This window comes from Phyllobacterium sp. 1468 (assembly GCF_031455525.1).
Classification (GTDB): Bacteria; Pseudomonadota; Alphaproteobacteria; order Rhizobiales; family Rhizobiaceae; genus Phyllobacterium.
The window spans coordinates 17,232-42,151 of the sequence record NZ_JAVDSX010000010.1 but is presented as its reverse complement, the minus strand read 5'-3'; the positions used below and the strand labels follow the sequence as shown (position 1 = coordinate 42,151).

Below are 24,920 nucleotides of genomic sequence, written 5' to 3'. Positions count from 1 at the left end.
GATATCCCAACTCTGCCAGCTTTTTGATTCCGGGCGACGAGCTACAGACATAACAATTTGCGTGTCAGCGGATGATCCGGCCCGGTCAATCCTTCAATGACATTGGCGTGGTGCTTTCCAGTTTCTTCGACAGCATCCACCCGGCAGTCAAACCCCGACCAGATATTGGCGAGCAAGGCAGTCTGCCGCAGAAATTCGTGCCGTTCCGCTGCGCCAACCCACGCGGTCACGTCGATGCCTTCCTGCGGCTCGAGCAGGGCAGGGCTCTCCAGCCGTGCTTCCACCGCATCGAGATGCAGCGTGTCGTTCATCTCGGTCTTCATCAGCGGACGCATATCGGCTATCGCTGAAATAGGCACCGTCTTGCGGATGCGGTGCCGGATCGCCTGGTTCAGCGGTGACGTAACCGTCACCATGCGGGCAACGAGGTGTCCGCCTGCCGAATGTCCCGCCAGGTGGATGGGGCCCGCGACTTCGCTGGCCGCGCGGGTGATAGCGAGCCCCACCTGTACGGTGATATCGCTGACGCGAACCTCCGGACACAGCGCATAGGATGGAATAGCTACGGCGAAACCATGGGGCAGGGCGCCTTTTGCCAGATGCGACCACGCGGACTTGTCGAAATCTTCCATCCAGTACCCGCCGTGCACGAAGACGACGAGGCCCTTGAGGTCGCCCGATGGCATGAACAGATCGAACCGGTTGCGCGAATGCGGGCCATAGGCGAGGTCAGCTTTGAGCAGGCCTCTTTCGTGCATTTCCTCTCGAAATTGCGCGGCCTCCACCAGCCATCTGGCCGGATATTCGAAGCCGTCTGGAATATACGCGAAGTTCGAATAAGCGTCGTCCCAGTCGATAGCTGCAGTCGTACCCATGTCTCCCCCGGTTGGCTCTCCGAGCAGGTTATGTCTACTCTCGAATTTTTTCCCTGATCTGTATACCGCCGCCGGACCTGCGCAGATTCGGCAAAGCCAACATCAGGAGGACGAATGCGCCGGTGGCAAATTTCAGATCCGCAGGGGCAAGACCAAGCGTCAGACAGAAGGAGATCAGCTGGTAGTACACCAGCGAGCCGACAACAGGGGCCAAAACCTGCCGCAGGATGGTCTGGCGGCCTGTGATGGCCTCGCCGATGATCAGCGCGGCAAGGCCGTTGATGAGTATGCCGAAGCCCATGTTGACGTCTGCGAAACCTTGCGTCTGTACCATGATGCTGCCGCCTGTCGCGGAAAGGGCGCTTGCAACCCCGACGCCGATAATTGTTGCCGTGCCGACGTCGATGCCCTGTGCCTCGGCCATATCGGGGCTGGCCCCGACTGCACGCATCGCCGTACCCTTTTCGGACATGAAGAAATACAGCATGGCGCCGAGGACCAGCGCAACGAGCAAGCCGACAATCAGGATCTTGGTCCACGGGAAATTGGCGGAGGAACCGGCAAGGAGGGTGAAGACCGTATCATAGGTGAACAGCGGAATATTGGTGCGGCCCATGATGCGCAGATTGATGCTGTAGAGCATTGTCATGACCAGGATGCCGGCGAGCAGCGTGTTGATCTTGAAACGCAGATGGATGAACGCGGTGGTGCAGCCGGCAGCGAAACCGCAAAGCAGCGCAATGAAGCAGGCGAGAAATGGATTGACGCCGGCCGTAATCAGCGTGCCGCAGACGCACCCGCCAAGCGGAAAGGCGCCTTCCGAGGTCAGATCGGGAAAGTTCAGGATGCGGAAAGGCAGCATGACACCGAGCACCACGAAGGAGACGATGAGGCTTTGGGCGATGGTGACCGGGATCAGGCCGTAGAAACTGTTGAATACATCCATGGCCTCAACCTCCCTGCAACGCGATAGCGTCAGATTTGGTGTGGAACCGCTCGATGAGATCCGCAACGGTAATACCGTTCTTCTCTTCCTGACCGATCTCCACGAGAACCTTGCCCGCGTCCATCATGATGATCCTGTTACCGTACTTGATCGCATGCTCCATGTTGTGCGTGACCATAAGTGTCGTCAGTTGCAAAGCTTCCACAGCCCGCACGGTCGTATCCATCACCAGCTTTGCCGTCCGCGGATCGAGCGCCGCCGTGTGCTCGTCCAGAAGCAGGAGTTTCGGCCGTGTCGACACCGCCATGACCAGAGACAGGGATTGGCGTTGGCCACCGGAGAGTAGGCCGACTTGCATGTCGAGACGTTTATCCAGCCCGAGATTGAGTTCGGCCAATTGCTCGCTGTATTTGGCCCGGCGGGCGGCGGTGAGCCCATAGGAAAAGCCGCGAGGCTTGCCGCGCAATTCTGCCAGAAGCATGTTTTCGCCGATGGTCATGGTCGGCGCGGTGCCGATCATCGGATCCTGAAACACGCGGGCAATGAACTGGGCACGGCGATGGGCGTTCAGCCGGGTGACATCCCGTCCGTCAATCGTGATCCGGCCGGAATCGAGCGGCAGCTTGCCGGAGACCGCATTGAGAAAACTCGACTTGCCAGCGCCATTGCTGCCGATGACAATGCAAAAGTCTCCGGGCTTCAGCGCGACATCGAGGCCATCGAGCGCCCGCCGCTCGTCAAGGGTGCCGCGATAGAAAATCTTGGTGCCGCCCTTCACGGACAGCATGTCGGTTGTCATATGTAAGCCCTCAAACCGGTGCACAGCCTGCGTTTAGTCGTTCCCGCGCTGGCTGCGCAGGAACTATATGTTTGCAGGCTAAAAAAGAAGGCTTATTTCACGAAGCATTCACAATCTTTGAGGCTATCGGGAACTTTCTTACCCGTTTTTGCCAGGACAGCCTCGTTGATCAGCGCCGTGTGGTCCTCATAGGTCGGTTTGATCGGTGCAAGGCTTGCCGGTGACTTGCCGGCGATAATCTCCGATGCGAGCTTGGCCGCATTCTGGCCGACCTTCGTGTAGGAGACTTCGAAAGCCGCCGCGACGAGGCCGTCACGGACCGCTTGCGCCGAGGCATTGACGATAGGGATATTGATGTTGAGTGCGGCGGCAGCCACGGCAGGAACCGCAGGCTGGACGAGATTGGAGCCGGGAACATAGATCACATCGGCCTTGCCGGCGAGCGAGCTGACGCGGATCGGAATATCATTGGTATTGTCGAGACCGACTTCAACCAGTTCCAGGCCTTCGGCTTTGGCAGCTTCCGTGATCAACTTCAGCACGGCAACGTCATTGTCTTCGCCGGGATTGTAGAGATAGGCGAGGCGCTTGGCGTCCGGTAGCAGCTTCTTGATGAACTTGACCACCGAGCTGACGTCCTGCAGATCGGAAGCGCCGGTCATACCGGTATCGCCCGCTTCCCACGAAGGTGTGAGCTTGGCCGCAACCGGATCGGTGACAGCGGCAAAAACCACAGGCGTGCCGGAATTCCCGACGATCTGCCGTGCGCCCTGGGCAACCGGCGTGGTGATCGCCAGGATAAGCTTCGGACTGCTGGAAACGAGCTTGGTGACCATTTGCGGGATAAGCGTCGCATCGAAATTCACCTGCAACTCGTCATAGACGGCATCCGTTACACCAAGCTTGGTCAGTTCTGCCTTGAATGCGGTGACCGTTTCGTCCAGCTGCGGGTGCTTGCCGAATTGTGCGATGCCGATTTTGGTTTCGGCCGAGGCGGCCCCAAGCCCAAGCCCCAAGCCAAGTGCTGCAGCCAGCGCTGTCCGCACTGCATAGTTTGCGCCGATCATTCTGTTATTCTCCCTTTTATGCCCCACTATCGAGCAGGGTCTGGTTATATTGACAAGTTCATACCAAAGTAAATTGTAGCCGTTAAGCGACTTGTGCAAAGCCGTGAGTTGACGCCACTACATTCATTGTCAAGAAAGAAGAAATGGACAGTACCGCAATCAAGATCGATGCAGCACAGGCTGACCTGGCCGATCCACTGCGCGCATACCGCGACAGATTCGAACTGCCGGAGGGTGTGTGCTACCTCGACGGCAATTCGCTCGGCGCCCTACCCAAGTCCGTCAGGCAGCGGGTGGCGAAAACAATTGCCGAGGAATGGGGTGAGCAGCTGATCCGAAGCTGGAATACCGCTGACTGGGTGCACCTGCCGCAGCGCGTAGGCGAGAAAATCGCAAGGCTGATCGGCGCAGAGGAGCGAACAGTCGTCGCGGCGGACAGCACCTCGATCAATCTGTTCAAGGTATTATCGGCCGCCCTCGAACTCAATCAGGAACGCCACAAGATCGTTTCCGAGCGCGATAATTTTCCGACCGATCTTTATATCGCGCAAGGTGTGGCCAAGCAGATCGGCAAGGGTCACCGGCTAATTCTTGCCGATACCGCCAAAGATATCCCGGACATGCTCGATGAGGACGTGGCTGTGCTGATGCTGACCCACGTCAACTACCGCAACGGCTATCGTCACGACATGGCGGCGTTGACCAAGGCGGCGCATGACAAGGGTATCCTCGTCATCTGGGATCTCGCGCATACGGCCGGCGCCATGCCGGTTGACCTGACAGGTGCACAGGCCGATTTCGCTATTGGTTGCGGCTATAAATATCTCAATGGCGGGCCCGGCGCCCCGGCATTTCTTTATGTCAATCCACGACATCACGGCGGATTCCGTCAGCCGCTTTCCGGCTGGTTCGGCCATCGCGCGCCATTTGATTTCGATTCCGTCTATGCTCCCTCGAGCGGCATCGAACAATATCTGTGCGGGACACCGCCAGTGCTGGCGATGGTAGCCATGGACGAGGCCATGTCGCTGTGGGACGACGTCGACATGGAGGCCGTACGAGCGAAATCCGTCGGGCTTTGCGATTTCTTCATTCAGGAAGTCGGCGAGTTTGCCGAGGAATTTGGACTGACACTGGTGACGCCGCGAGACTCCGACCTGCGCGGCAGTCAGGTGTCCTATTCCTGCGACAATGGCTATGCCGTCATGCAGGCGTTGATTGCGCGCGGCGTCATCGGCGATTTCCGTGCGCCGGATATCATTCGCTTCGGCATGACGCCGCTTTACCTGAGCTTCGCGGAAGTGGCGCAGGCCGCGGCGATTCTCAAGGAGATTCTCGCGACGCGCGTATGGGATCAACCTGAATATCAGGTGAGGGGAGCCGTCACGTGATGCGGACACCCTATGATCCGGAAACTGACGGCGCGCAGATGGGCTTCGAAGGGCGCATGTCCTATGGCGATTATCTGAGGCTCGACAAGATACTGACGGCCCAGACACCGCTCTCCGCCGCCCATGACGAGATGTTGTTCATCGTGCAGCATCAGGCCTCCGAAATCTGGATGCGGCTCGTTATTCACGAGCTGACTTCGGTTTGCGAGCACATCGCCAGAGACGATCTCGCCCCCTCCTTCAAGATGCTGGCGCGGGTGTCGCGCATTCTCGACCAGTTGAATTCGGCCTGGGACGTCTTGAGAACAATGACGCCGAGCGAATATACGACCTTCCGCGAAGCGCTCGGCATGTCTTCGGGGTTCCAGTCATTCCAGTACCGGGCGATCGAGTTCCTCGCTGGCAACAAGAATGCCGCAATGATGCGCCCGCACGAGCACAAGCCGGATATTCATGCCTGGCTTGAGAAATTTCTGCATGCGCCGAGCATTTATGACCAGTCTATCCGGCTTTTGGCGCGCAAGGGCTTCCTCATCGACCAGCCGGTGCTGGAGCGCGACTGCTCGCTGCCCTATCAGCCGAACAACAGTGTGCGCGACGCGTGGCTGGTGATCTATCGCAACCCGGAACGCCACTGGCCGCTCTATGAACTGGCAGAAAAACTGGTGGACTTCGAAGATTATTTCCGCCGTTGGCGCTTCAACCACGTGACGACCGTCGAGCGCATCATCGGATTCAAGACCGGCACCGGCGGAACATCCGGCGTCAACTACCTGCGCAAGATGCTGGAAGTGGTGCTGTTCCCGGAACTATGGAGCGTGAGAACTAACCTTTAGAGCCTTTCAAGGCTCTAGGCAGCCCGTTTATCGATAGCAACACAGTCCATGGCGGATTTGGCGTGGATGTGGTTGCTATGCGCGAAACCATGCTTGGCGATTGCAACAAGATCATCATCGGGTTTGATGGGACGGGACCACCAATTGTCATTGAGGGTCCAACCTTGCGCCGTTGCGCTTTCCACCTCGGAACTGTCCGGGCGCAGCACACATGATTCATGCACGATACGCGCATTGGGAGAGCGCTTGTTCATCATCTGGCGACCGCGCGCCAACGCACTTGACTCATCGTCCGCGATGACCAGCTGATGAAACAGATGACGTGTCTGTTTATACTTTGTCAGATAAGCGAATTTGACCTGATATGCCGGCACTACATGCTCCTAGCAAAGACTCAAGCGTTAACCATTTGTTAATATTGTTGGCGAACCCGTCTTTTTCAAGGAGAAGGAAGTTTTGCACAGATAAATTTGCGGTTTTGAAAAGAAGTGAGACGCAGTTAAAGGCTTGTTTTTACAGCAAAATAGACACCTCGTTACGAAGGCGAAACAAAAGGCCGTCCGAAATTGGAGCCGGACGGCCGAGTAACTTATAGAGTGTGATTCTCACCCATAGACTAGTTTGTCCTGGCGGGCTCTGAGTTCGACGATCTTCGAGCCTTGCGCGGGGGCGGCGTTGGCGCTGGTGATGAGTTCACCCTTCCTGATGGCTTGCGTGACGCTGCCGCCCTGCAACAGGCCGCAGGGGATGGCGCCGGCAGCACGCGCTTCGCCCGCCGTCATGATCCAGGCGCGGTAGCAATATTCGCCAATCGCATCGAGCTTGTCGCCGGGCTTCAGATCCTTCTTGGCCACGGCGCAGACCTCGGCAACCGGTTTGGCCAGCGGCACCATGTCCGCCTTGCCGTAAAGCACCACGCGCGCGCAGGTCAGCGGCACCTCGAGCGAGGTCAGATGATAGGGCCTATGGAAGGTAAAGTACGGACCCTTGCCCATCTTCAGGTCTTCCATGCGCTCCGAGATGCGCGGATGCGACATGTCGGCAACGACGAAGACGCCGGGCGCCACGCCCTTGCCGATCGAATAGTCGACGACGCCAACCTTCGAGAGCACGCCGCCATCCTTTTCCGGCACGAGCACCTTGGATAACTGGTCGAGCGTTGCCGCCGGACCATGCATGCCCGGCTTGTCCGGCACGAGCCCGGTGGCATTGGCGATCGCCGCCATCTCCACCATGGTCTTCGAGCCATCGACGAATTCGACCAGCATGCGCACATTCATGTGGCGGCGTCTGGCTTCTTCCGCGTAATCGTCGGGGATCGCATCGATGTTGAGCGGGTTGTTCTTGCCCTTGCCGGCAGCCACGATCGGATGGCCCATGGCCGAGACGAATTCAATCAGCTCCATGCAGGAGGACGGCTCATCGCCGGCGCCGAGCGAATAGGTGACGCCGAGCCGGTCGGCCTCGCTCTTCAGATAGGCGCCGATGGTCACGTCCGCCTCGACATTCATCATGACCAGGTGCTTGCCGTGCTCCATCGCCTTCAGGCCGATCTCGGCGCCGACCGCCGGCACCCCGGTCGCATCGATGACCACGTCGATCAGTTCGTTGGCAAGGATCAGATCGGCATCGTCCGTGACGGCGATCTTGCCCGCCTCCATCGCCGTGGTCAGCGCCGACGCATTCGACACTTGGTGCGAATGGCCTTCTTCCTGATAGGCGATGTCGACAGCCTTGATCGCATTGGGCAGATTGAGTTCGGAGATCGCCCCGATCTCGATGCCGGGCATATGCGCCACACGCGTGACGATGTCGGTGCCCATCTCGCCCGAACCGATCAGGCCGATGCGGATCGGACGGCCCGTATCCGCCCGCGCCTGCATGTCCCGCGCCAATCCCGTCAATGCAACATTCGTAGCCATCAATGCCTCCTTTGCTGCAGACCGGCATAGGGCGGGAAATTGTGGTTGGCAAGTTAGAGCCTTTCGAAAGGCTCTAGACGTTATGGAAGCGGAACTCCGTACGCTGACGATACGTCTCGCCGGGGCGAAGGATCGTGCCCGGAAACTGCGGCCGGTTTGGACTGTCCGGGAAATGCTGCGCTTCCAGGCAGAGGCCGGCATGTGGACCATAATCCATGCCCCCCATCCCGGTAACGGCAGGTATTTTTGCGCCGTCATAGAATTGCAGGCCTGGCTCGCTCGTGTGCACCTGCATGGCAAGGCCATTACCGGCCAGGAGCGAGGCTGCAAACCGCATGCCATCGCTGATTGGCTCACTCAGAACGAAATTATGATCGTAGAGCGTTGAGCCACTCGTGCCGATCCGACGGGGCAGGCGAAAATCATAGGCCGTTTCATCAATTCCGGTGATTTCGCCGGTGGGAATAAGGCTTCCGTCAACCGGCGTATAGGCATCGGCGAGTATCCGCAGGCGATGGTCGCGAATATCACTGGACCCATCGAGATTGAAATAGGAGTGCTGGGCAAAATTGGCGACCGTTGGCGCGTCAGTGACCGCTTCGACTTCAACGCAAAGCGTGAGGTCATCGAGGCTGTAGGTGCAGTGCACATCCATATTGCCGGGGAAACCCTGATCGCCATCGGGCAGATTGATTGAAAGGGTGACAGAAGACTGGCTCCAGCCGGCAACGGTCCACAGCCGCTGAGAAACCCCGCCGCTGCCTCCGTGCAGGGTCTGAACGCCGTCTTCATTAAGGTCGAGCCGAACAGTCTTTCCATCGAGCGGGAAACGACCAGCGGCTATACGATTGGCGTAACGACCGACAAGTGCACCGAAATAGGGTGAAAGGGCCGGGTAGTCGTCAAAACCATCGAAACCCAGAACGACGCGCTGGAGGATCCCATCGCTCAAGGGAATTTGCAGATCCCTGATGACGGCACCCCAGCTCAAAACTCTGGCAACTGCCCCGGCGGGTGAGCGGATCGTCACCTGGAATACCGGTTCGCCTTGAAACATGCCGAATAGCTCCGGTTGCATAGTGTCACGCATCAATAATCCCTGACAGCCACGCTGCCGCGCGAGGAAAGTTTTGCCTGCAAGATCACGACCACGAGCAGGAACAGCCCGCGTATGACCGATTGCCAGTAGGCCGAGAGCGAGATCCAGCCCTTGCCATTTTCGAAGTTCAGTACGTTGAAGAGAATGCCAAGCAACAGCACACCCGCAAGCGTGGCCCCGACTGAACCGACACCGCCGGTCAGCAGTGTTCCGCCAACGACCACAGCGGCAATCGCGAAGAGTTCCCAGCCGACACCCTCGATCGGCTGCCCTGCGCCGAATTGAGACGCGAGGATTACGCCGGCGAGCCCGGCAAGGCCACCACTCGCAAGATAGACGAGAAACTTGATGCGGTCAGCGGGAAGGCCCATCAGCCGCGTTGCATCTTCGTTGCCGCCGACGGCGAGCACGCCGCGGCCGGTACTAGTGAAATTCAAAACGACCCAGCCTACCACATAGGCGATGATCGCAATCCAGGCGGGAATGGGAAATCCGAGGAAATTGTCCTGGCCGATCGACGTGAATCCGCTTTCATAGGATACCGACACGGACTGGTTATCGGCGAGGAGAAGCGCGGTACCGCTTGCCGCCAGCATCATCGCGAGGGTCGCGACGAACGGCATGATCTTCAACCGCGTGACGAGAATTGCATTGATCAGGCCGACACAAAGCCCGGCGACGACCCCCGCTCCAAGGCCGATCCAGGCGCCTTGCGGACTGGCAAGTGCCGCGACGACGCTGCCAAGCGCAGCGGTCGAGCCGACGGACAGATCAATACCGCCGGTCATGATGACGAAGCACATGCCGAGAGCCACGAGCGCGAACATCGAATTGTAGCGCAGGACGCTGGTGATGTTGAAAAAGCCGAGGAAATAATCATAGCGGGCCCAGCCAAAGAGGACGAGTAACAACAGCGCCAGGACGACACCATAGCTGCCAAGCAAAGAAATCAAACGAGGTCTCGTCATGCGCGCCGGCCCTGTTGCTGTATCCAGACGGCGAGCACGATGATGCCCGCCTTGACGACAAGGGCGGCAGCATCCGGCACACCATTGGCGAGGAGTGTGTACCGCACGAGCTGGATCGTCATCGCGCCGAGCAGCGTGCCGATAATGGTCGCTTTGCCGCCGCTCAAAAGCGTGCCGCCGACAGCAACCGCCGCGATCGCATCGAGTTCCATGCCCATACCGACCAGATTGGCGTCGCTGGAGGAGTTGATGGCGATCACCACGAGACCCGCGATCCCGGCACAAAGGCCGCTGATCGCATAAACGACGAGCTTCACCCGGGAGACAGCGATACCGGAAAGCTCTGCCGCACGCTCGTTGCCGCCAATGGCGATGATCTGACGGCCGAAAACCGTGCGCTTCAGCATCCATGCGGCAGCGATCACCAGGAGCACCATGAGCACGACCTGGACTGGAATGCCGAAGAGGCGGCCGAGACCGATCCACTGGAATTGCGGAACACGGAATGTCTGGAGATTGCCGTTGGTCAGTACCTGGGCAATGCCGCGGCCGGCAATGAACAGAACCAGCGTCGCCACGATCGGCTGAATGCGAAACCTGGCGATGAGCCAGCCATTGAAGAGGCCAAACAGGCCTGCAACACCCACGGCGATGATCATGGCCGCCGCGACGGCAAGAGCAACATTGTCGATGGGAACAATCTTGCCGAGGAAGATCATCGGTGCAAGCGCGCCGGAAATCGCCATGAGCGATCCGACGGAAAGATCGATGCCGCCGGTCGCGATGACGAGCGTCATGCCGACGGCAACGATGACGATAGTGCAAACCTGCGTAAGATTGACATTGAGCGTCTGCATCGTGGCGAAGTTGCGGGTGAAAGCAAAATTGAACAGGATCAGCAGAACCAATGCTATCAGGGTGCCGTAACGCGCCATGAAATCGAACGCGTCAAATGGTCGAGATATAGGCTGTTGCCGCGCCGTGTCGGTCATGGTGCAACCTCCGCGACGGTCGGCGCGCTGCCGTGAGCCATCGCCGACATGACGGCGTCTTCGGTTGCCTCATCGCGATCGAATTCAGCAACGCTGATGCCTTCGCGCAGGACGAACACACGATCGGCGCCCTCAATCACCTCTTCAAGTTCCGAGGAGATCATCAGGACCGCAAGCCCCTGATCAGCCAGAGTCTTGATCAGCGCCTGAATCTCGCCCTTGGCTCCAACATCGATGCCGCGCGTCGGCTCGTCGAGAATGAGCAGGCGCGGGTTCATGGCCAGCCAGCGGCCGAGGAGAACCTTCTGCTGGTTGCCACCGGAAAGCTCACGCACCTTCTGGTCCGGCCCGGAGCATTTGATACCGAGTTGCCTGATGAAACGCTCGACGATATCGCGCTGCGCCTTCTCGTCGATGACACCGGATTTGCTGAGCTTCGGCATCAGCGCCAGCATCATGTTTTCGGCAACACTCATGTCGGGGACGATGCCCTCGCTTTTGCGATCTTCGGTACAGAAGCCCATACCAGCAGCGATGGCATCGGAAGGCTTTTGCGGATCGAACGTCTGCCCGTTGAATATCATTGTGCCCGCGCGCGGACGATCTATGCCAAAGACCAGTCGAGCCGTTTCCGTACGCCCCGCGCCAAGAAGTCCGGCAAACCCGGCGATCTCTCCGCTGCGCACATTGAAGGATACGTCCTGAACGATCTGGTTGATTGCAAGATTCTCGGCCGACAGCAGTACCTTGCCGATTTTCTTTTCGTCGCGATCGCTGAACGCTGTGGCATGGCCCTCGGCGCGTTCGATGGCCCGCCCAAGCATTGCGGAGACGAGGCCGATCTTGTCGATCTCGTTCATGGCCGCAGTCTTTACGGTCCGGCCATCGCGCATAATGGTGACGCGGTCGCAAACCTCATAGAGCTCATCCAACTTGTGGCTGACGAAAACAACCGAAACACCCTCCTGCTTCAACTGCCGGATGACATTGAACAATACAGCGACTTCACGCTCGTCGAGCGAGGAGGTGGGTTCGTCCATGATGACGAGCTTTGCCGAAAAACCGATGGCACGCGCAATCGCCACCATCTGCTGCGTAGCGGTATTGAATTCCATTAAAGGACGGCGCACATCGGCGCGCACATTGAAGCGCTGCAGCAGCGCTTCAGCCTCCTGGTGCATGCGCTTCCAATCAAGCAGGCCGTAGCGGCGAGCCTCGCGGCCAAGGCATATATTCTCGGTGATGGATCGATAGGGTACGAGGTTGATTTCCTGGTAGATGGTGCTGATGCCGCTTGCCTGCGCCTGTTGCGGCGAGGAGACTTCGAATGGCTTGCCATCGAACACGACGTCACCGGCGTCGCGCTTGTAATAGCCGGTCAGTACCTTGATAAGCGTCGATTTGCCCGCACCGTTCTGGCCAATCAGCGCATGAATTTCGCCGCGTCCAACAGCGAAAGAAGCGCCCGACAGGGCAGGGATCCCGGCAAAGCGCTTGTCGATTCCTGTCATCGATAAAAGGCTATCGGTGCTCATTTCAAAGGCCAATTCTGAACGCATCGGAAGGCTCCGGCATAGCAATACAGATGCCCCAAAAAGCCAGCGCCCTATAAGAGCGCTGGCAGAGCCACAAAATCAATAGGCGGTGCTCAGCAGTTCCTTGGCATTGCTGGCATCGTAGAACTGATCGGGATTGATGATCTTATCCGGAATCTTCTCGCCCGTAGCATAGGCAATGGCCGTGTCGAACGCCTTCGGTCCAAAACGTGGATTGCATTCGACGACGGCTGCGATCTTGCCATCGACCACTGCCTGTACGGCTTCTTTACCGCCGTCAATCGACAGGACGAGAACGTCCTTGCCCGGTACCTTGCCGGCAGCCTCGATTGCGGAAATTGCGCCGATGGCCATCTCGTCATTGTGGGCATAAACAACATTGGCATCGGGATGCGCCTGGAGCAGAGTTTCGGCAACCTGGCGGCCCTTGTCGCGAGCGAAATCGCCGGTCTGCGAGGCGACAATCTTGAAGTCCGAATGCTTGGCGATCACGTCGTCAAAGCCCTTCTTGCGATCATTGGCCGGAGAAGAACCGGTCGTGCCCTCAAGCTCGATGATCGTGGTCTTTCCATTGGCATTCTTGACGAGCCAATCTGCAACACGCTGGCCTTCCTCGATGAAATTTGAACCAATGAAGGTTACATAATCCTCGCCGGGCTTGGCCAGCGAAGCGTCGACGTTGCGATCAAGCAGGATAACCGGAATGCCGGCATTCTTGGCGGCCTTGATTGCAGGAATCAGTGGCTTTTCCTCACGTGGTGCGAGAAAAATCAGGTCAACGCCCTGGGCGATCATAGAGTTGACGTCGGCGACCTGCTTGGCGGCCGAGCTGGCGGCATCCGTATAGACCAATTGCCAGCCGCGCTTTTTGGCTTCTTCTTGCATGCTGGCAGTCTGGGCCAGGCGCCATGGATTGTTGCTTTCAGTCTGCGCAAAGCCGACTTTGTAAGTGTCCTTCTTCTTCAGCGGCGGCGCATCAGCCAATGCGCCGCTAGCGACCAAGGAAGCGGCTAGCCCAATAGCTGAAGTAAACAGCAGAGTGCGACGGGTGATACTCATTGAAAATTTCCTCCCAGAAATTAGCTTGTGGCGATCCCACTGCGAAGATCATCGCTACTTATAAAAATTAGTCAATAATTATTTATGTTGATTAGTGGGGCAAACTCTTCGTAATATTCCCCGTAACTTCATCGATTCTGGCCAGTCTTCGGGCCGCTGGAAACGTCGTTCCGAATGGGTGATACGGTGGATAATTCGACCACTGGGAAGGTTAAAACGCGTTTGGCTGTGCGGCGAAAGCGTGTCAGCAAGCGTGTGACGATGACCGACATTGCCCGCCTTGCAGGGTGTTCGCAGGCCACCGTCTCGTTTGTGCTCAACAAGACACCGGGCATAAAGCTTGCGACCGAAACGCGCGAGCGGGTGATAGAAGCAGCGCGCTCGCTGGGCTATGCTGCACCGAGTTTCGCCCATCTCGACACTGCGAATATCGTGACGCCGGCGATCGACGGCAAGATCGGCTTTGTCGTCGATCAGCTTGCGACCAGTCCGGAAGCGATCGTCGCTATCGAAGGTGCGCGCCAGGCCTCGTGGGATGCCGGCAACGTCATCCTGGTCGCCCAGACGCTCAACGACCCCGAGATGGAGCCCCGCACGATCCGCGCCCTGCACGAGCACGGCATTTCGGCACTGATCTATATGGCGATCTTTACGCGCGAGGTGGTGTTGCCGGCGGCGGTTTACGAACTCGACATTCCGGTCGTTCTCATCAACTGCTACACGACGGACCATGCCTTTCCCGCTGTCGTACCAAGCGAGATCGCGGGCGGCCAGCATTCGACTCGTCATCTGATCCAGCATGGCCACCGGCGCATCGGCACTATTACCGGCGAACCATGGATGGAAGCCGCGAAGGACCGGCTCAAGGGATACCGGCGCGCTTTGGCAACGGCCGATATTCCTTTCGACCCGGAGCTGGTGATCGAGGGCGACTGGTCGGCAAGTGCAGGCTATGCAGCAACGAAAGAATTGCTGGCCCTGGACGACCGGCCCACTGCCATTTTCTGCCAGAACGACCGTACGGCGATTGGCTGTTACGAAGCGCTGAAGGAGGCCGGGATGCGCATTCCCGAAGATATCTCCGTCATCGGGTATGACGACGAAGAAATCTCGCGTCATCTTCATCCGCAATTGACGACTTCAGTCTTGCCGCACCGGGCCATGGGACGCTGGGCAATCGAGCAACTGGACAGCGTCGCGCGCTCATCGGGCACGCGCTATCCGATCACCAAGCTCGAATGCCCCCTAGTCGAGCGGCTGTCCGTGTCGGAGTGCACCGCAAAGCTGGCGTTCACGACCTAGTCGCCGGGCTTTTGTTTCGCATAGTCGGCACGGTCGATACCGTGACGCTGCAATTTGTCGTAGAAGGTCTTGCGCGGGATCCCAAGGGTTTCGAGGGTCGAGCGCACATCGCCGTGGTTTGCGCGCAGGGCATCGCGGATCAATTTTGCCTCGTGCCGCTCGATGGCCTCAGGCAGGTTTACAATGTTGGTCGTCTGACTGAGTTTCTCGTTTTCCAACTCCCCCAACCCGAGCGCGACCCGTTCAGCAAAATGCGAAAGCTCGCGCACATTGCCTAACCAGTCATGTTCCATCAGACGCGATCGTAAGGCTTCGGTCATCTCCGGCGGCTCGCTTTTGAAGCGTGCAGCAGCACGCTGCAGGAAATGCGTGAACAGGAGCGGAATATCATCCCGGCGCTCGCGCAGAGGCGGGATTGAAACGGTAACGACGTTCAAGCGATAATAAAGGTCTTCGCGGAAATTAGCGCGTTGTTCCGGACTCCCGAGATCTACCTTCGCCGCTGCAACGACACGCAGATCGACCGGGCGATGTTCATTGGTGCCCAGCGGCGTGATCTCGCGGGTTTCAAGCACGCGCAGCAATTTTACCTGCGTCGATAGCGGCATGCTTTCGATTTCGTCGAGAAACAGTGTACCGCCACTGGCATGTTCAATGCGACCGATACGCTTTTTGTGCGCTCCGGTAAATGCACCAGCTTCATGACCGAATAGCTCGCTTTCGATCACAGTCTCCGGCAGCGCACCGCAATTGAGCGCGACGAAATTGCCCTGCCTGCGACGGCTCCATTCATGCAAAAGGCTTGCCGCTATTTCCTTGCCGGTACCGGTTTCACCGGCAATTAAAACGTCGACATCTGCATTGGCCACGTGGCGCAATGTCTTGCGCAGGTTCTGCATGACAGGGGTCTGGCCAATGAGCGGCAGATTGTCATCGGAAGTCTCGAGCGCGAGGCGCAGCTGGCGGTTCTCCATCACCAGCCGCCGCTTTTCAACCGCTCGCAGGATGCTCTGGACAAGGCGATCCGCCGGATAGGGCTTGGCAATGAAATCATAGGCGCCTTCCTGTATCGCCTCGACCGCCATGTCGATGTCGCCATGGCCGGTGATGAGGATGACGGGCAGATCGGGATCCATGGCGTGCAGGCGGCGAAACAATTCCAGACCGTCGATATTCGGCATGCGCACGTCGGTGACGACAATCCCGGCAAAATCCGGTGTCAAAAAGTGCAAGGCACTCATCGCATCGGCAAAGGGCATCACCGTAAAACCTGCGAGTTCCAGGGTCTGGCGATTGGCATTGCGCAGATCATCATCATCGTCAACGAAAGCGACACTGGGCTGCATGATCAAGGTACCCTTGGAAGGTAAACAGTAAATGTTGTTCCGGCGCTGCTGCTTTTGACGCCGATGCGCCCGCCATAATCCGCGACGATATCGTGGCAGATGACCAGACCGAGCCCGAGGCCGCGATCCTTGGAGGTATTGAAAGGTGTGAACAGCGCTTGCATGATTGGTTCAGGAATACCTGGCCCATTGTCGGAAACAATCAGCTGGACCTCGCCGTCGTCCACCTCGGTTTCCACGCTGATCCTGCTGGCTGGACCGCCTTCCGTTGCCTCCACTGCATTCTGCATGAGATTGATCAAAACCTGTTCGAGACGCATCCGATTGCCGTACACCTTGATATCCGGTGGTGGTGTCTGCGTAATGATCTGACCGGCTCTCTGCCGGAACCGGGTGCCTAGCAGCAGCAACGCACCCTCGATCACATCGCTGACACTGATGGGACCCGCGTCACCCGTTCCCTTGCGCGCGAAGGTGCGCAGTTCGTCGGTGATGCCACCAATACGCTCCGTCAGCCCTGCAATCGCCTTCAAGTTGTCCCTGGCTGAATCGATCTGGTTGCGGCCAAGAAAAGTCTTGGCATTGTCCGCGTAGGAGCGAATGGCAGCGACAGGCTGGTTGATCTCATGGGCAACACCGGCCGTGACTTGTCCGAGAATCGCCAGACGGTTCGCTTGCACCAAGTCCTGCTGCACCGTCTGCAGCTTGGCCTCTGTCTTCTGGCGCTCCTCGACCTGCATGACGAGTTCCGAATGAGCAGCGCTGAGATCTGCCGTGCGCTCCGCAACACGCCTTTCGAGTTCGAGCCGCGCCGCCTCCTGCTCGCGAGCACGCCGCAGTGCCAGTCCGCGGCGGCGCAGGAAAAAAGCGGTCAACCCCAGCAGCGGCGCAAGAACGATGAGCGCCAGCAACTGCGCCGTCCGCGTTGCCTCTGATACCGAGGAAGCCGCCGGGGTCAGCAGTTGGAGGTTCCAGGTCGTGGTGGGAACCGGCGTTTGTACGCGCACGAATTCTTCAGCCTTCGCCGCACCGGGCAAGCGCGCCTGGACAATATCAGGCTGGCCTTGCGGCAAGGCAGGCGTGATGTCGAGCGGCGCGAGGGGCGCATCGCCGAATTGCAAACTCTCGCGGATGGGTCCCATTTGGCTGGCCAGGATAGGACCCTCGGTCATAAACCGCCATTCGGGCAGGCTTGTGATCAGCACAATACCGCGTTGGTCAACAACCAGAGAAGGATCACTGTTCCGGCGCCAATCGGCCTCGAGTTCATCGAACTCGACTTTGACGACGATAACGCCGAGCATTCCCGATGGTCCGTCGATGCGTCTCGAAATATAGAGACCTGGACGCTTGCTGACGGTGCCGAGCGCGTAATGCTCGGCGCTGCCGGCGGCGACAGCGCGGGTATAATAGGGTCGAAAGCTGTAGTTGGTGCCGACGAAACTCGTCGGCTCGCGCCAATTGCTGGAAGCCAGTGCCAACCCATCAGCGTTAAGAAGATAAATCACCGACGAGCGGGTACCGCTGATCAGGCTTTCAAGCTTGCGGTTTACCAGCTGCAACAGGCTGTCGCTGCGCGTCGTCAACGCGCTGATCACATCGCGGTCCTGCGACAGAACGAACGGCAACGACCGCTGTTTCTCAAGCACCGTGCGCAGCAGGACAGCATTGAGCTCGGCTGCACTCCGCGCCCGGGTGTGGAGCGATTCATAGGCGCGCGTACGGCCATAACCATCGGCAATAAAGAGCGCGCCTGCGATAAGAAATACAGCGAGGAGCCCATAAACAATCTTAACGAGCAGACTGGTCATCCCCGTCTGCAGACTGCTTTCCGAGCGCATCATCAGCCGATTTTCCATGAGCTGCATTTGTGCAGATATTCGCACAAATCTCAAGTGCCACGTGTGAATAACCGCACAACCTCCATCGGAAAATTTGCCGCTATGAATTTTATATGGTTACATTTCAATAACTTACACTTACCTCGCAAATTGGCACGGTGCTTGCAACGCTTCCCACGAGGGGACGGTCCGTCCGCCCTGTAACGAGAGCCCAGGAGGCTGGCAGGCTTATTGCGCCAGACGCGGCTCGCACCATGGAGGAAGTTATGAGTCCTGTGACGATAACCGCAGCGCCGCAGCCACGCGGCAAAACACCGATTTACGCCCACCTTTATTTTCAGGTGATTGTTGCCATCACCATCGGCATCCTGCTCGGCCACTACTACCCCGATATTGGCACCAGCATGAAGCCGCTTGGCGATGCTTTCATCAAACTGGTGAAGATGATCATTGCCCCGGTCATCTTCCTGACCGTCACCACCGGCATCGCTGGCATGAGTGATCTGAAAAAAGTCGGCCGCGTTGCCGGCAAGGCGATGCTTTATTTCCTGACGTTCTCTACGCTTGCGCTGAACGTCGGCCTCATCGTCGCCAATGTCGTTCAGCCGGGCGCCGGCATGAATATCGATCCTGCATCGCTCGATCCCGCCGCCGTTGCGACCTATACGCAACAGGCACATGAACAGAGCGTCGTCGGCTTCCTGACGAACATCATCCCGACAACAATCGTTGGTGCCTTTGCCTCGGGCGATATCCTGCAGGTACTGTTCTTCTCGGTTCTGTTCGGCCTTTCACTCGCCATGGTCGGCGAGAGGGCGGAACCGGTTACGAATTTTCTGCAGGTGCTTTCAGCGCCGGTTTTCAAGCTCGTTGCGATCCTTATGAAGGCCGCACCGATCGGTGCCTTTGGCGCCATGGCCTTCACCATCGGCAAATACGGCATCGGATCGGTTGCCAATCTGATCTTCCTCATCGGTACATTCTATCTGACGTCGGTGCTTTTCGTACTCGTCGTTCTGGGCGCTGTCGCCTGGTACAACGGGTTCTCCATCCTGGCACTGATCCGCTACATCAAGGAAGAGCTGCTGCTGGTACTTGGAACGAGTTCATCCGAAGCCGCCCTGCCCACACTGATGGCCAAGATGGAAAAGGCTGGTTGCAAGAAGTCCGTGGTCGGTCTTGTTATTCCAACGGGCTATTCGTTCAATCTCGACGGTACGAATATCTACATGACCCTGGCTGCACTGTTCATAGCGCAAGCGACGAACACGCATCTGACGCTCACGGACCAGGTATTGCTGCTGCTTGTCGCCATGCTGAGTTCCAAGGGTGCTGCGGGCATCACCGGTGCAGGCTTCATCACGCTCGCTGCAACCCTGTCGGTTGTTCCCGCGGTTCCAGTCGCCGGGATGGCGCTGATCCTCGGCATCGATCGTTTCATGTCGGAATGCCGCGCGCTTACCAATCTCGTCGGCAATGCAGTAGCGACAATCGTTGTTGCCCGCTGGGAAGGCGAGCTTGATACCAGCAAACTCGCACAAGCGCTTAGCGGCGATTTCGCCGACGAGGACGCGCTGGCGCTCGCAAGCTAAGAATAAGACTGGCTTAAGTAAAAGGCGGGCCGACACCAGGTCCGCCTTTTTCTATTTGCGCCGAAGATTATCCCGCCAGTTCTGTGCATAAACGGCGAAGGCTGCGTTCAACGGCGCGACGTGGTCCGAGACTGGTTTGACCGGAGACCTGGCACCGGCAAGCAGTGCAGCGCCAAGACTGGTGCCAGTGGAGTCGGGTGAAGCGATGATTTCGCGTCCGGTCAACGACCGCAGCGCAGCAAGATAGGTTCGGTTGCGGGAAAACGGTCCTTCGACAATCGTCGGGCCAGCTGCACCGATCAGCTCGAGACAGGTATTGGTCATGAGTGCTGAATATAGCGAGGCAGCAACGTTCAGTTCGGCGGCCGATCGGGACCCATCATTCAACCGGATCGGATCGTGCGCGGGGTAGGGGCCTGATCCCTGCACGATGCCCGGCAGGATCATGAACTGCTCGTCGATCACCTGGTTCAGTGTATCCGCATCGGGTTCGAGGGTAGCGCCACCGGTCAAAAGATCGAATTCGCGTCCGCCCATGAATCGCGCCGACGGCACCGCCTTCCCGTAGGCATCAACATTTGCGAGCGTATCCCGCGCTGGATCGAGCTGATCCAACCTTCCGCCGACCGCAAAAGACACCACCCAGGTTCCGGTCGAGACAACCGAGAACGGCGACGTGCGGGCGATCAGATGCGGCAGCAGAGACGCGTTGGAATCGTGGATGCCGCAGTGAACCGGGATGGGTTTGGTTACGCCGATCTCCCGGGTGAGCGGCTCGCGCAGATCGCCAATCCGGTCGAAAGCAGAGCGGATCGGCGCCATTAAGGGACGAAGCTCCAGGGTGTCGACAAGACTGGAATATTCGCCCGCTTGCGGGTTCCACAGATCCGTATGGCAGCCAAGCGACGTGACTTCATTCACGGCAATGCCAGTCAGGCGCCAGACCCAGTATTGCGCGTAGGTCAGGATAGTCCTGACATTCGCGTACTGTCCTGGAAACTGCGTCTTCTGATAGTGGATTTGCGCACCGACATTGAGGCCGCCGGACAGAAGCGGCGAGCGGGTTTCGGCGAAATCCGGCCGCAAAGCTGCGTAGGCTGCGCGCACCCCGTCAGGATAGATATGCTCATAGTCGATAACCGGCATCTCCAGACCATTTTCACCCAGCAATGCGGCTGCCGCACCATGGGCGGTGACAGAAATTGCGTCGAAGCCGGGCGATTGGGCAAAGATTGCCAGGGCTTCGACGAAGAATGCCCATAGCGCTTCGATGTCATAATGCGGATAGAGCCCATCCTTGGCGACGCGGTTCTGCGTGCTGCGCGCGGCGACTTCTGTTCCCGTCGCGGCGTCGACAATAACAACCTTGGCGTTGGTCTTGCCAACATCCATGATGGCTATGCGGCGACTGTCGCTCATGGCAGATGGAAGAGACATACGAGGTCTGTCTGGACCGGCGACCTGTCCGGATTGGTGGCCATGATGTCCGCCATATGAGCCCACCATTTCTTCATCACTGGATGATCGGGCAGGCTGTGCATGGTGTGATCGACGGAGCGGGTTAACACGCCAAACAGCGTGTTTGTGGCGTGGTCGAGATGGATCGAATAATCGGCGACGCCCGCCTCATGCAGGAGATCCACGAGTTCCGGCCAGATTTCGTCGTGACGACGCCTGTACTCGGCTTCCATGCCGGGATTAAGGATCATCGTGAAAGCATATTTCTCCATCGCGCTCATCCGAGCTTCCTGTGCCGGAACTGACGGATAACGACCGGTAGCGTAATGGTGACGATCAAAAGCAGCCCGATGAAGATCGACATGACAATGCCAGGAACGTTCAGAAGGCCAAGGCCGAAGGTGACCAGTCCCATGACGAAGGCTGCGATGACCACGCCGCCGATCGTGCCGGCACCGCCGAGGATCGAGACGCCGCCAAGGACGACCATGGTGACGATCTCGAGCTCCCAGCCCTGTGCGATCGAGGGCCGCGTGGAGCCGAGGCGTGAGGTGAGGCAGACGGCTGCGATGCCGGACATCAGGCCGGTCAGGAGGAACAGCGTGAACTTGATGCGCTCGACACGAATACCGGAGAAGCGCGCGGCAAATTCGTTGTTGCCGATGGCATAGATCCGGCGGCCGAAATTTGTCGCATGCAGCAGAACCGCAAAGAGGACAGCCAGCACGGCGAAAAGCACGAACTCGAAGGAAAATACCCAGAAAACATATCCTTGGCCGAAATAGGCGAAAGAGGCCGGATAGCCGCCATAGGCCTTGTCGCCAAGCACGATATAGGCGATGCCGCGGAACAGGCTCATCGTACCGATCGTGACGACGATGGAGGGCAGGCGAAGTCCTGCAACGAGAATGCCGTTGACAACGCCGCAACCGACACCGACGCCAATCCCGATGGCAACGAGACCAGGCGTACCGATCCCCGCCTGCGCTGCGGCGCCCATTGCAGTGGAAGCAAGCGCGATGATCGCCGCAACTGAAAGGTCGATCTCCCCGGAGATGATCAACAGTGCCATGGCAAACGCCACCATGGCCTTTTCAGTAAAATTGAACGTGGCGTCCGACAGATTCCACGCATTGAGGAAATAGGGCGAGGCGAGGGAATTAGCGATGAAGATCAGAACGGCGACAGCAAAGAGGAGCGCTTCCCAGCTTCCAAATAGCCGCGTCGCCGAGGTGCCAAGCCGGTCGGGGATAAGTCGCTTTTCAGGTATCGCGCTCATGCTGCCACCTCGATCTGTTCGGACGCGCCGCGATCGCGCAGGATGATACGGCCACGCCGCCGTTCCTGACGGGCATTGAAAATCACGGCAGCAATGATAACCGAGCCGGAAATCGCCATTTGCGCGAAGGGCGAAATGTTGATGACCGGCAGCGCGTTCTTGATGACGCCGAGAAACAGCGCTCCGAGTACGGCGCCAGCAACCGAACCAATGCCTCCAAGTGTCGAGATACCGCCAATGACACAGGCGGCGACGGTGTCGAGCTCGAAGCCTGCCGCAATATCAACATAGGCGACCGCGTAGCGCGACACCCAGAGATAGCCGCAGAGGCCAGCAAGCGTTCCGGAGATGACGAACGCGAAAAAGCGCGTACGCCCGACATCGATGCCGGCATAGACAGCCGCCGTCGGATTGCCGCCGGAGGCATAGATCGCCCGGCCGAGAAACGTGCGTGACATGACGAGATACATGACCGCTACGGTCATGATGGCCGTCCAGCCAAGAAGGGGCAGACCGAGAAAGAGCTGGCGCGGTGTCTGCAGGAAGGGGGCTGTCATCTGGTGCGCGTTCACCCAGGCTCCACCGGACAGGACGAACGCCATGCCACGATAGATCGTCAGCGTTCCGAGCGTGACGACAATAGAGGGAATGTTGAGTTTCCAGACGAAGATTCCGTTGATTGCGCCGAGCACGGCACCGATGCAAAGAGCGACAACGAGGATCAGCACGAGGGGCAGTTCCGGGTGGGCGGCGTTCAACATACCGACCGCCATGCCGGTAAAGGCCACATTGGCTGCAACGGAAAGGTCAATGGATTTCGTCAGGATCACCGTCATCTGACCAAGCGCAAGAATGATCAGGATCGACGTATCATTGAAGATGTTCGCAAGGTTGCCCGGCGTGGCAAAGCCCGGCGAACGGCTGGAAAACACGGCAAGCAAAATGGCGATAATGATCACCAGCAGCATTTCGCGAAATTTGAACAATTGTCTGATCATACTCAACCTTTACGCATTGCCTGTAGCGGCGCGGACCAGAGTTTCGGCATTGAGGTGCGAGCGCTCAAAGATACCGGCCGACAATCCTTCACGCATCACCAGGACGCGATCCGACATGCCGAGGATTTCCGGCAATTCCGACGAGACCATGATGATGCTGAGGCCTTCGCCGGCGAGTTCGCTGATGAAGGCATGGACTGCGGCCTTGGATCCAATGTCTATGCCCTTGGTCGGTTCATCGAGGATGAGTATCTTCGGCTGGGTAGCCAGCCATTTGCCGATGACGACCTTCTGTTGATTGCCCCCGGACAAGGTACCTACCGGCACGGAAAGAGCGGCAGCGCGCAAGTCGAAACGCTCGGCATACTTGCGTGCAAGGGCGAACTCCTCGGCAGCGCGCAAGAAACCCGAACGGGAGGTGCGCGTCAGCGAGGGCAGCGAAATGTTCTGGTAGATCGGGAGCTGCAACACCGCGCCATGGCGGCCGCGTTCCTCAGGTACGTAGACGATACCAGCTTTGATGGCATCGCTGGGGGAGTCGATTACGATCTCCTTGCCGGACAGCTTAAGCGTGCCGCAGGATGGTTTTGTGACACCAAAGAGCGATTGGCAGATCTCCGAACGGCCTGCGCCGACAAGACCGTAGATCCCGAAAATCTCGCCCTTCCTGAGGGCAAAGCTGATGTCGCGAAACTCGGTCGGATGTGTGTAGTTTTCGACCGAAAGCACCGTCTCGCCGAGAGGAATGTCGACTTTCGGGAAGGCATGTTCAATAGACCGGCCGACCATGAGTTTGACGATCTCATCCTGTCCAACGCCTGCGAGGGCGCCGCTGCCAACCGCCTTGCCATCGCGGAAGACCGCATAATGATCGGCTATCTCGTAGACCTCATCGAATTTGTGACTGATGAACAGGATGGCCTTACCCTGGGCTTTCAGGCGCTTGACGATCTGGAACAGATCGTCGACCTCCTTGCGTGAAAGCGCGGCGGTCGGCTCATCCATGATGACAATGCGCGCATCGACCGAGAGCGCCCGGGCAATGGCCACGAGATGGCGCTGGGCAATCGAGAGATCCTTCAGACGCACACGTGGATCGATATTGCTCTCGAGGGAATGAAGCAGGGCCAGCGCGCGCGCGTTGACCGCTTTCCAGTCGACCAAACCGAGCCTGGTTTTCGGTGCATGTCCGAGAAAGATATTCTCGGCGACCGACAATTCGTCAAAAAGCACAGTCTCCTGATGGATAGCGGTGACACCGAAATCGATTGCATCCTGCGCATTTGCAAAGACTACCGGCTTGCCGTCGACCTGGATTTCGCCCTCGTCGGACTCGTAAATGCCGGTAAGGATCTTGACGAGCGTAGACTTCCCCGCACCATTTTCGCCGATCAGCGCCGTCACCCGGCCCGGGAACAACGCGATGTTGACTTCGTTCAAAGCCTTTACCCCAGGAAACGACTTCGAGATGCCACGCATCTCCAGGAGAGGCGTCTCTGACATTGGCTCAGGCAGGGTAATCTTGTTCATCAAATATACCGGAAGGAAAAAAACGCCCGGCAGAAAATCTGCCGGGCTGGTTACGATACGTCCG

Annotated in this window: 22 protein-coding genes; 4 read left to right on the top strand and 18 right to left on the bottom strand. The window is 58.3% G+C overall.

All coding sequences use genetic code 11. From position 1 onward, the window contains the following. Positions 1-41: 41 nt before the first annotated feature. The 4 genes from J2X72_RS21500 to J2X72_RS21485 form a co-directional block, all read right to left on the bottom strand. Entirely contained in the window at positions 42-875 is an 834-nt protein-coding gene (locus J2X72_RS21500) for an alpha/beta hydrolase (RefSeq protein ID WP_310075294.1), read from the bottom strand. A gap of 34 nt (positions 876-909) precedes the next feature. Beyond that, the gene (locus J2X72_RS21495) at positions 910-1,821 is read right to left on the bottom strand and encodes an ABC transporter permease (protein ID WP_210005328.1); all 912 of its coding nucleotides are present in this window, start codon (positions 1,819-1,821) and stop codon (positions 910-912) included. Between the two features lie 4 nt (positions 1,822-1,825). After that, positions 1,826-2,608 carry an ABC transporter ATP-binding protein gene (locus tag J2X72_RS21490; protein WP_210005517.1) on the bottom strand — a complete coding sequence of 261 codons (783 nt, stop codon included), beginning with the start codon at positions 2,606-2,608 and terminating at the stop codon, positions 1,826-1,828. A gap of 104 nt (positions 2,609-2,712) precedes the next feature. After that, positions 2,713-3,687 (bottom strand): ABC transporter substrate-binding protein, encoded by a 975-nt coding sequence (locus J2X72_RS21485; RefSeq protein WP_210005327.1) that lies wholly within the window; start codon positions 3,685-3,687, stop codon positions 2,713-2,715. Between the two features lie 143 nt (positions 3,688-3,830). Between J2X72_RS21485 and kynU the strand changes: the two genes are divergently transcribed. Then, a complete protein-coding gene (gene kynU, locus J2X72_RS21480; RefSeq protein ID WP_310075290.1) occupies positions 3,831-5,078 on the top strand; it encodes a kynureninase in 1,248 nt (415 codons plus the stop codon). Next, positions 5,078-5,914: a tryptophan 2,3-dioxygenase gene (gene kynA / locus J2X72_RS21475; protein ID WP_210005324.1), complete on the top strand. Its 837-nt coding sequence runs from the start codon at positions 5,078-5,080 to the stop codon at positions 5,912-5,914. The genes kynU and kynA overlap by 1 nt, the downstream gene beginning before the upstream one ends. Positions 5,915-5,928: 14 nt before the next feature. On the opposite strand, the gene J2X72_RS21470 is transcribed toward kynA, so the two are convergent. From J2X72_RS21470 to J2X72_RS21440, 7 genes are all read right to left on the bottom strand, one after another. Next, a complete protein-coding gene (locus J2X72_RS21470; RefSeq protein WP_210005321.1) occupies positions 5,929-6,288 on the bottom strand; it encodes a hypothetical protein in 360 nt (119 codons plus the stop codon). 231 nt (positions 6,289-6,519) lie between these two features. Continuing rightward, positions 6,520-7,836, bottom strand: coding sequence for an NAD(P)H-dependent oxidoreductase (locus tag J2X72_RS21465; protein WP_310075285.1), 1,317 nt, complete (start codon positions 7,834-7,836; stop codon positions 6,520-6,522). A 73-nt stretch (positions 7,837-7,909) separates the two neighbouring features. Beyond that, on the bottom strand, positions 7,910-8,926 hold the full coding sequence (locus J2X72_RS21460; protein ID WP_310075283.1) for an aldose epimerase family protein: 1,017 nt from the start codon (positions 8,924-8,926) through the stop codon (positions 7,910-7,912). Continuing rightward, on the bottom strand, positions 8,926-9,903 hold the full coding sequence (locus J2X72_RS21455; protein WP_210005593.1) for an ABC transporter permease: 978 nt from the start codon (positions 9,901-9,903) through the stop codon (positions 8,926-8,928). Before J2X72_RS21455 ends, J2X72_RS21460 begins: the two co-directional genes overlap by 1 nt. Then, positions 9,900-10,895 carry an ABC transporter permease gene (locus tag J2X72_RS21450; RefSeq protein WP_210005594.1) on the bottom strand — a complete coding sequence of 332 codons (996 nt, stop codon included), beginning with the start codon at positions 10,893-10,895 and terminating at the stop codon, positions 9,900-9,902. The genes J2X72_RS21455 and J2X72_RS21450 overlap by 4 nt, the downstream gene beginning before the upstream one ends. Further along, positions 10,892-12,454 carry a sugar ABC transporter ATP-binding protein gene (locus tag J2X72_RS21445; protein WP_310075279.1) on the bottom strand — a complete coding sequence of 521 codons (1,563 nt, stop codon included), beginning with the start codon at positions 12,452-12,454 and terminating at the stop codon, positions 10,892-10,894. The genes J2X72_RS21450 and J2X72_RS21445 overlap by 4 nt, the downstream gene beginning before the upstream one ends. A gap of 75 nt (positions 12,455-12,529) precedes the next feature. Further along, positions 12,530-13,510 (bottom strand): ABC transporter substrate-binding protein, encoded by a 981-nt coding sequence (locus tag J2X72_RS21440; RefSeq protein WP_210005595.1) that lies wholly within the window; start codon positions 13,508-13,510, stop codon positions 12,530-12,532. Positions 13,511-13,684: 174 nt separating this feature from the next. Here J2X72_RS21440 and J2X72_RS21435 point away from each other — a divergent pair, with 174 nt between their 5' ends. Then, complete coding sequence (locus J2X72_RS21435) at positions 13,685-14,812, top strand: LacI family DNA-binding transcriptional regulator (protein ID WP_210005596.1); 1,128 nt, start codon at positions 13,685-13,687, stop codon at positions 14,810-14,812. Here J2X72_RS21435 and J2X72_RS21430 read toward each other — a convergent pair. After that, on the bottom strand, positions 14,809-16,158 hold the full coding sequence (locus J2X72_RS21430; protein WP_310075276.1) for a sigma-54 dependent transcriptional regulator: 1,350 nt from the start codon (positions 16,156-16,158) through the stop codon (positions 14,809-14,811). The two genes, J2X72_RS21435 and J2X72_RS21430, sit on opposite strands and share 4 nt — an antisense overlap. 2 nt (positions 16,159-16,160) lie before the next feature. After that, complete coding sequence (locus J2X72_RS21425) at positions 16,161-18,002, bottom strand: ATP-binding protein (RefSeq protein ID WP_310075273.1); 1,842 nt, start codon at positions 18,000-18,002, stop codon at positions 16,161-16,163. A gap of 263 nt (positions 18,003-18,265) precedes the next feature. Here J2X72_RS21425 and J2X72_RS21420 point away from each other — a divergent pair, with 263 nt between their 5' ends. Beyond that, positions 18,266-19,591, top strand: a complete 1,326-nt coding sequence (locus J2X72_RS21420) for a dicarboxylate/amino acid:cation symporter (RefSeq protein ID WP_310075270.1) — start codon at positions 18,266-18,268, stop codon at positions 19,589-19,591. 51 nt (positions 19,592-19,642) lie between these two features. Here J2X72_RS21420 and J2X72_RS21415 read toward each other — a convergent pair whose 3' ends face one another. Genes J2X72_RS21415 through J2X72_RS21395 form a run of 5 tightly spaced genes read right to left on the bottom strand, consistent with a single transcriptional unit; the run spans position 19,643 to position 24,856 of the window. Beyond that, complete coding sequence (locus J2X72_RS21415) at positions 19,643-21,028, bottom strand: FGGY-family carbohydrate kinase (RefSeq protein WP_310075267.1); 1,386 nt, start codon at positions 21,026-21,028, stop codon at positions 19,643-19,645. Next, positions 21,007-21,321, bottom strand: a complete 315-nt coding sequence (gene rhaM / locus J2X72_RS21410) for an L-rhamnose mutarotase (protein WP_405044761.1) — start codon at positions 21,319-21,321, stop codon at positions 21,007-21,009. The genes J2X72_RS21415 and rhaM overlap by 22 nt, the downstream gene beginning before the upstream one ends. Before the next feature lie 5 nt (positions 21,322-21,326). Continuing rightward, the gene (locus J2X72_RS21405; protein WP_310075264.1) at positions 21,327-22,328 is read right to left on the bottom strand and encodes an ABC transporter permease; all 1,002 of its coding nucleotides are present in this window, start codon (positions 22,326-22,328) and stop codon (positions 21,327-21,329) included. Beyond that, complete coding sequence (locus J2X72_RS21400) at positions 22,325-23,326, bottom strand: ABC transporter permease (RefSeq protein WP_405044755.1); 1,002 nt, start codon at positions 23,324-23,326, stop codon at positions 22,325-22,327. Before J2X72_RS21400 ends, J2X72_RS21405 begins: the two co-directional genes overlap by 4 nt. 9 nt (positions 23,327-23,335) lie before the next feature. Continuing rightward, complete coding sequence (locus tag J2X72_RS21395; RefSeq protein WP_210005604.1) at positions 23,336-24,856, bottom strand: sugar ABC transporter ATP-binding protein; 1,521 nt, start codon at positions 24,854-24,856, stop codon at positions 23,336-23,338. Positions 24,857-24,920 lie beyond the last annotated feature (64 nt).

What these genes read in the sequence shown, in the direction of transcription:
- kynU (WP_310075290.1), top strand. Translation starts at nt 3,831, where the DNA reads ATGGACAGTACCGCAATCAAGATCGATGCAGCACAGGCTGACCTGGCC.
- J2X72_RS21440 (WP_210005595.1), bottom strand. Translation starts at nt 13,510, where the DNA reads ATGAGTATCACCCGTCGCACTCTGCTGTTTACTTCAGCTATTGGGCTA.
- J2X72_RS21400 (WP_405044755.1), bottom strand. Translation starts at nt 23,326, where the DNA reads ATGATCAGACAATTGTTCAAATTTCGCGAAATGCTGCTGGTGATCATT.
- J2X72_RS21450 (WP_210005594.1), bottom strand. Translation starts at nt 10,895, where the DNA reads ATGACCGACACGGCGCGGCAACAGCCTATATCTCGACCATTTGACGCG.
- J2X72_RS21425 (WP_310075273.1), bottom strand. Translation starts at nt 18,002, where the DNA reads ATGATGCGCTCGGAAAGCAGTCTGCAGACGGGGATGACCAGTCTGCTC.
- J2X72_RS21495 (WP_210005328.1), bottom strand. Translation starts at nt 1,821, where the DNA reads ATGGATGTATTCAACAGTTTCTACGGCCTGATCCCGGTCACCATCGCC.
- J2X72_RS21420 (WP_310075270.1), top strand. Translation starts at nt 18,266, where the DNA reads ATGAGTCCTGTGACGATAACCGCAGCGCCGCAGCCACGCGGCAAAACA.
- J2X72_RS21465 (WP_310075285.1), bottom strand. Translation starts at nt 7,836, where the DNA reads ATGGCTACGAATGTTGCATTGACGGGATTGGCGCGGGACATGCAGGCG.
- J2X72_RS21430 (WP_310075276.1), bottom strand. Translation starts at nt 16,158, where the DNA reads ATGCAGCCCAGTGTCGCTTTCGTTGACGATGATGATGATCTGCGCAAT.
- J2X72_RS21445 (WP_310075279.1), bottom strand. Translation starts at nt 12,454, where the DNA reads ATGCGTTCAGAATTGGCCTTTGAAATGAGCACCGATAGCCTTTTATCG.
- J2X72_RS21500 (WP_310075294.1), bottom strand. Translation starts at nt 875, where the DNA reads ATGGGTACGACTGCAGCTATCGACTGGGACGACGCTTATTCGAACTTC.
- J2X72_RS21415 (WP_310075267.1), bottom strand. Translation starts at nt 21,028, where the DNA reads ATGTCTCTTCCATCTGCCATGAGCGACAGTCGCCGCATAGCCATCATG.
- J2X72_RS21490 (WP_210005517.1), bottom strand. Translation starts at nt 2,608, where the DNA reads ATGCTGTCCGTGAAGGGCGGCACCAAGATTTTCTATCGCGGCACCCTT.
- J2X72_RS21455 (WP_210005593.1), bottom strand. Translation starts at nt 9,903, where the DNA reads ATGACGAGACCTCGTTTGATTTCTTTGCTTGGCAGCTATGGTGTCGTC.
- J2X72_RS21460 (WP_310075283.1), bottom strand. Translation starts at nt 8,926, where the DNA reads ATGCGTGACACTATGCAACCGGAGCTATTCGGCATGTTTCAAGGCGAA.
- rhaM (WP_405044761.1), bottom strand. Translation starts at nt 21,321, where the DNA reads ATGGAGAAATATGCTTTCACGATGATCCTTAATCCCGGCATGGAAGCC.
- J2X72_RS21435 (WP_210005596.1), top strand. Translation starts at nt 13,685, where the DNA reads ATGGGTGATACGGTGGATAATTCGACCACTGGGAAGGTTAAAACGCGT.
- J2X72_RS21405 (WP_310075264.1), bottom strand. Translation starts at nt 22,328, where the DNA reads ATGAGCGCGATACCTGAAAAGCGACTTATCCCCGACCGGCTTGGCACC.
- J2X72_RS21395 (WP_210005604.1), bottom strand. Translation starts at nt 24,856, where the DNA reads ATGAACAAGATTACCCTGCCTGAGCCAATGTCAGAGACGCCTCTCCTG.
- kynA (WP_210005324.1), top strand. Translation starts at nt 5,078, where the DNA reads ATGCGGACACCCTATGATCCGGAAACTGACGGCGCGCAGATGGGCTTC.
- J2X72_RS21485 (WP_210005327.1), bottom strand. Translation starts at nt 3,687, where the DNA reads ATGATCGGCGCAAACTATGCAGTGCGGACAGCGCTGGCTGCAGCACTT.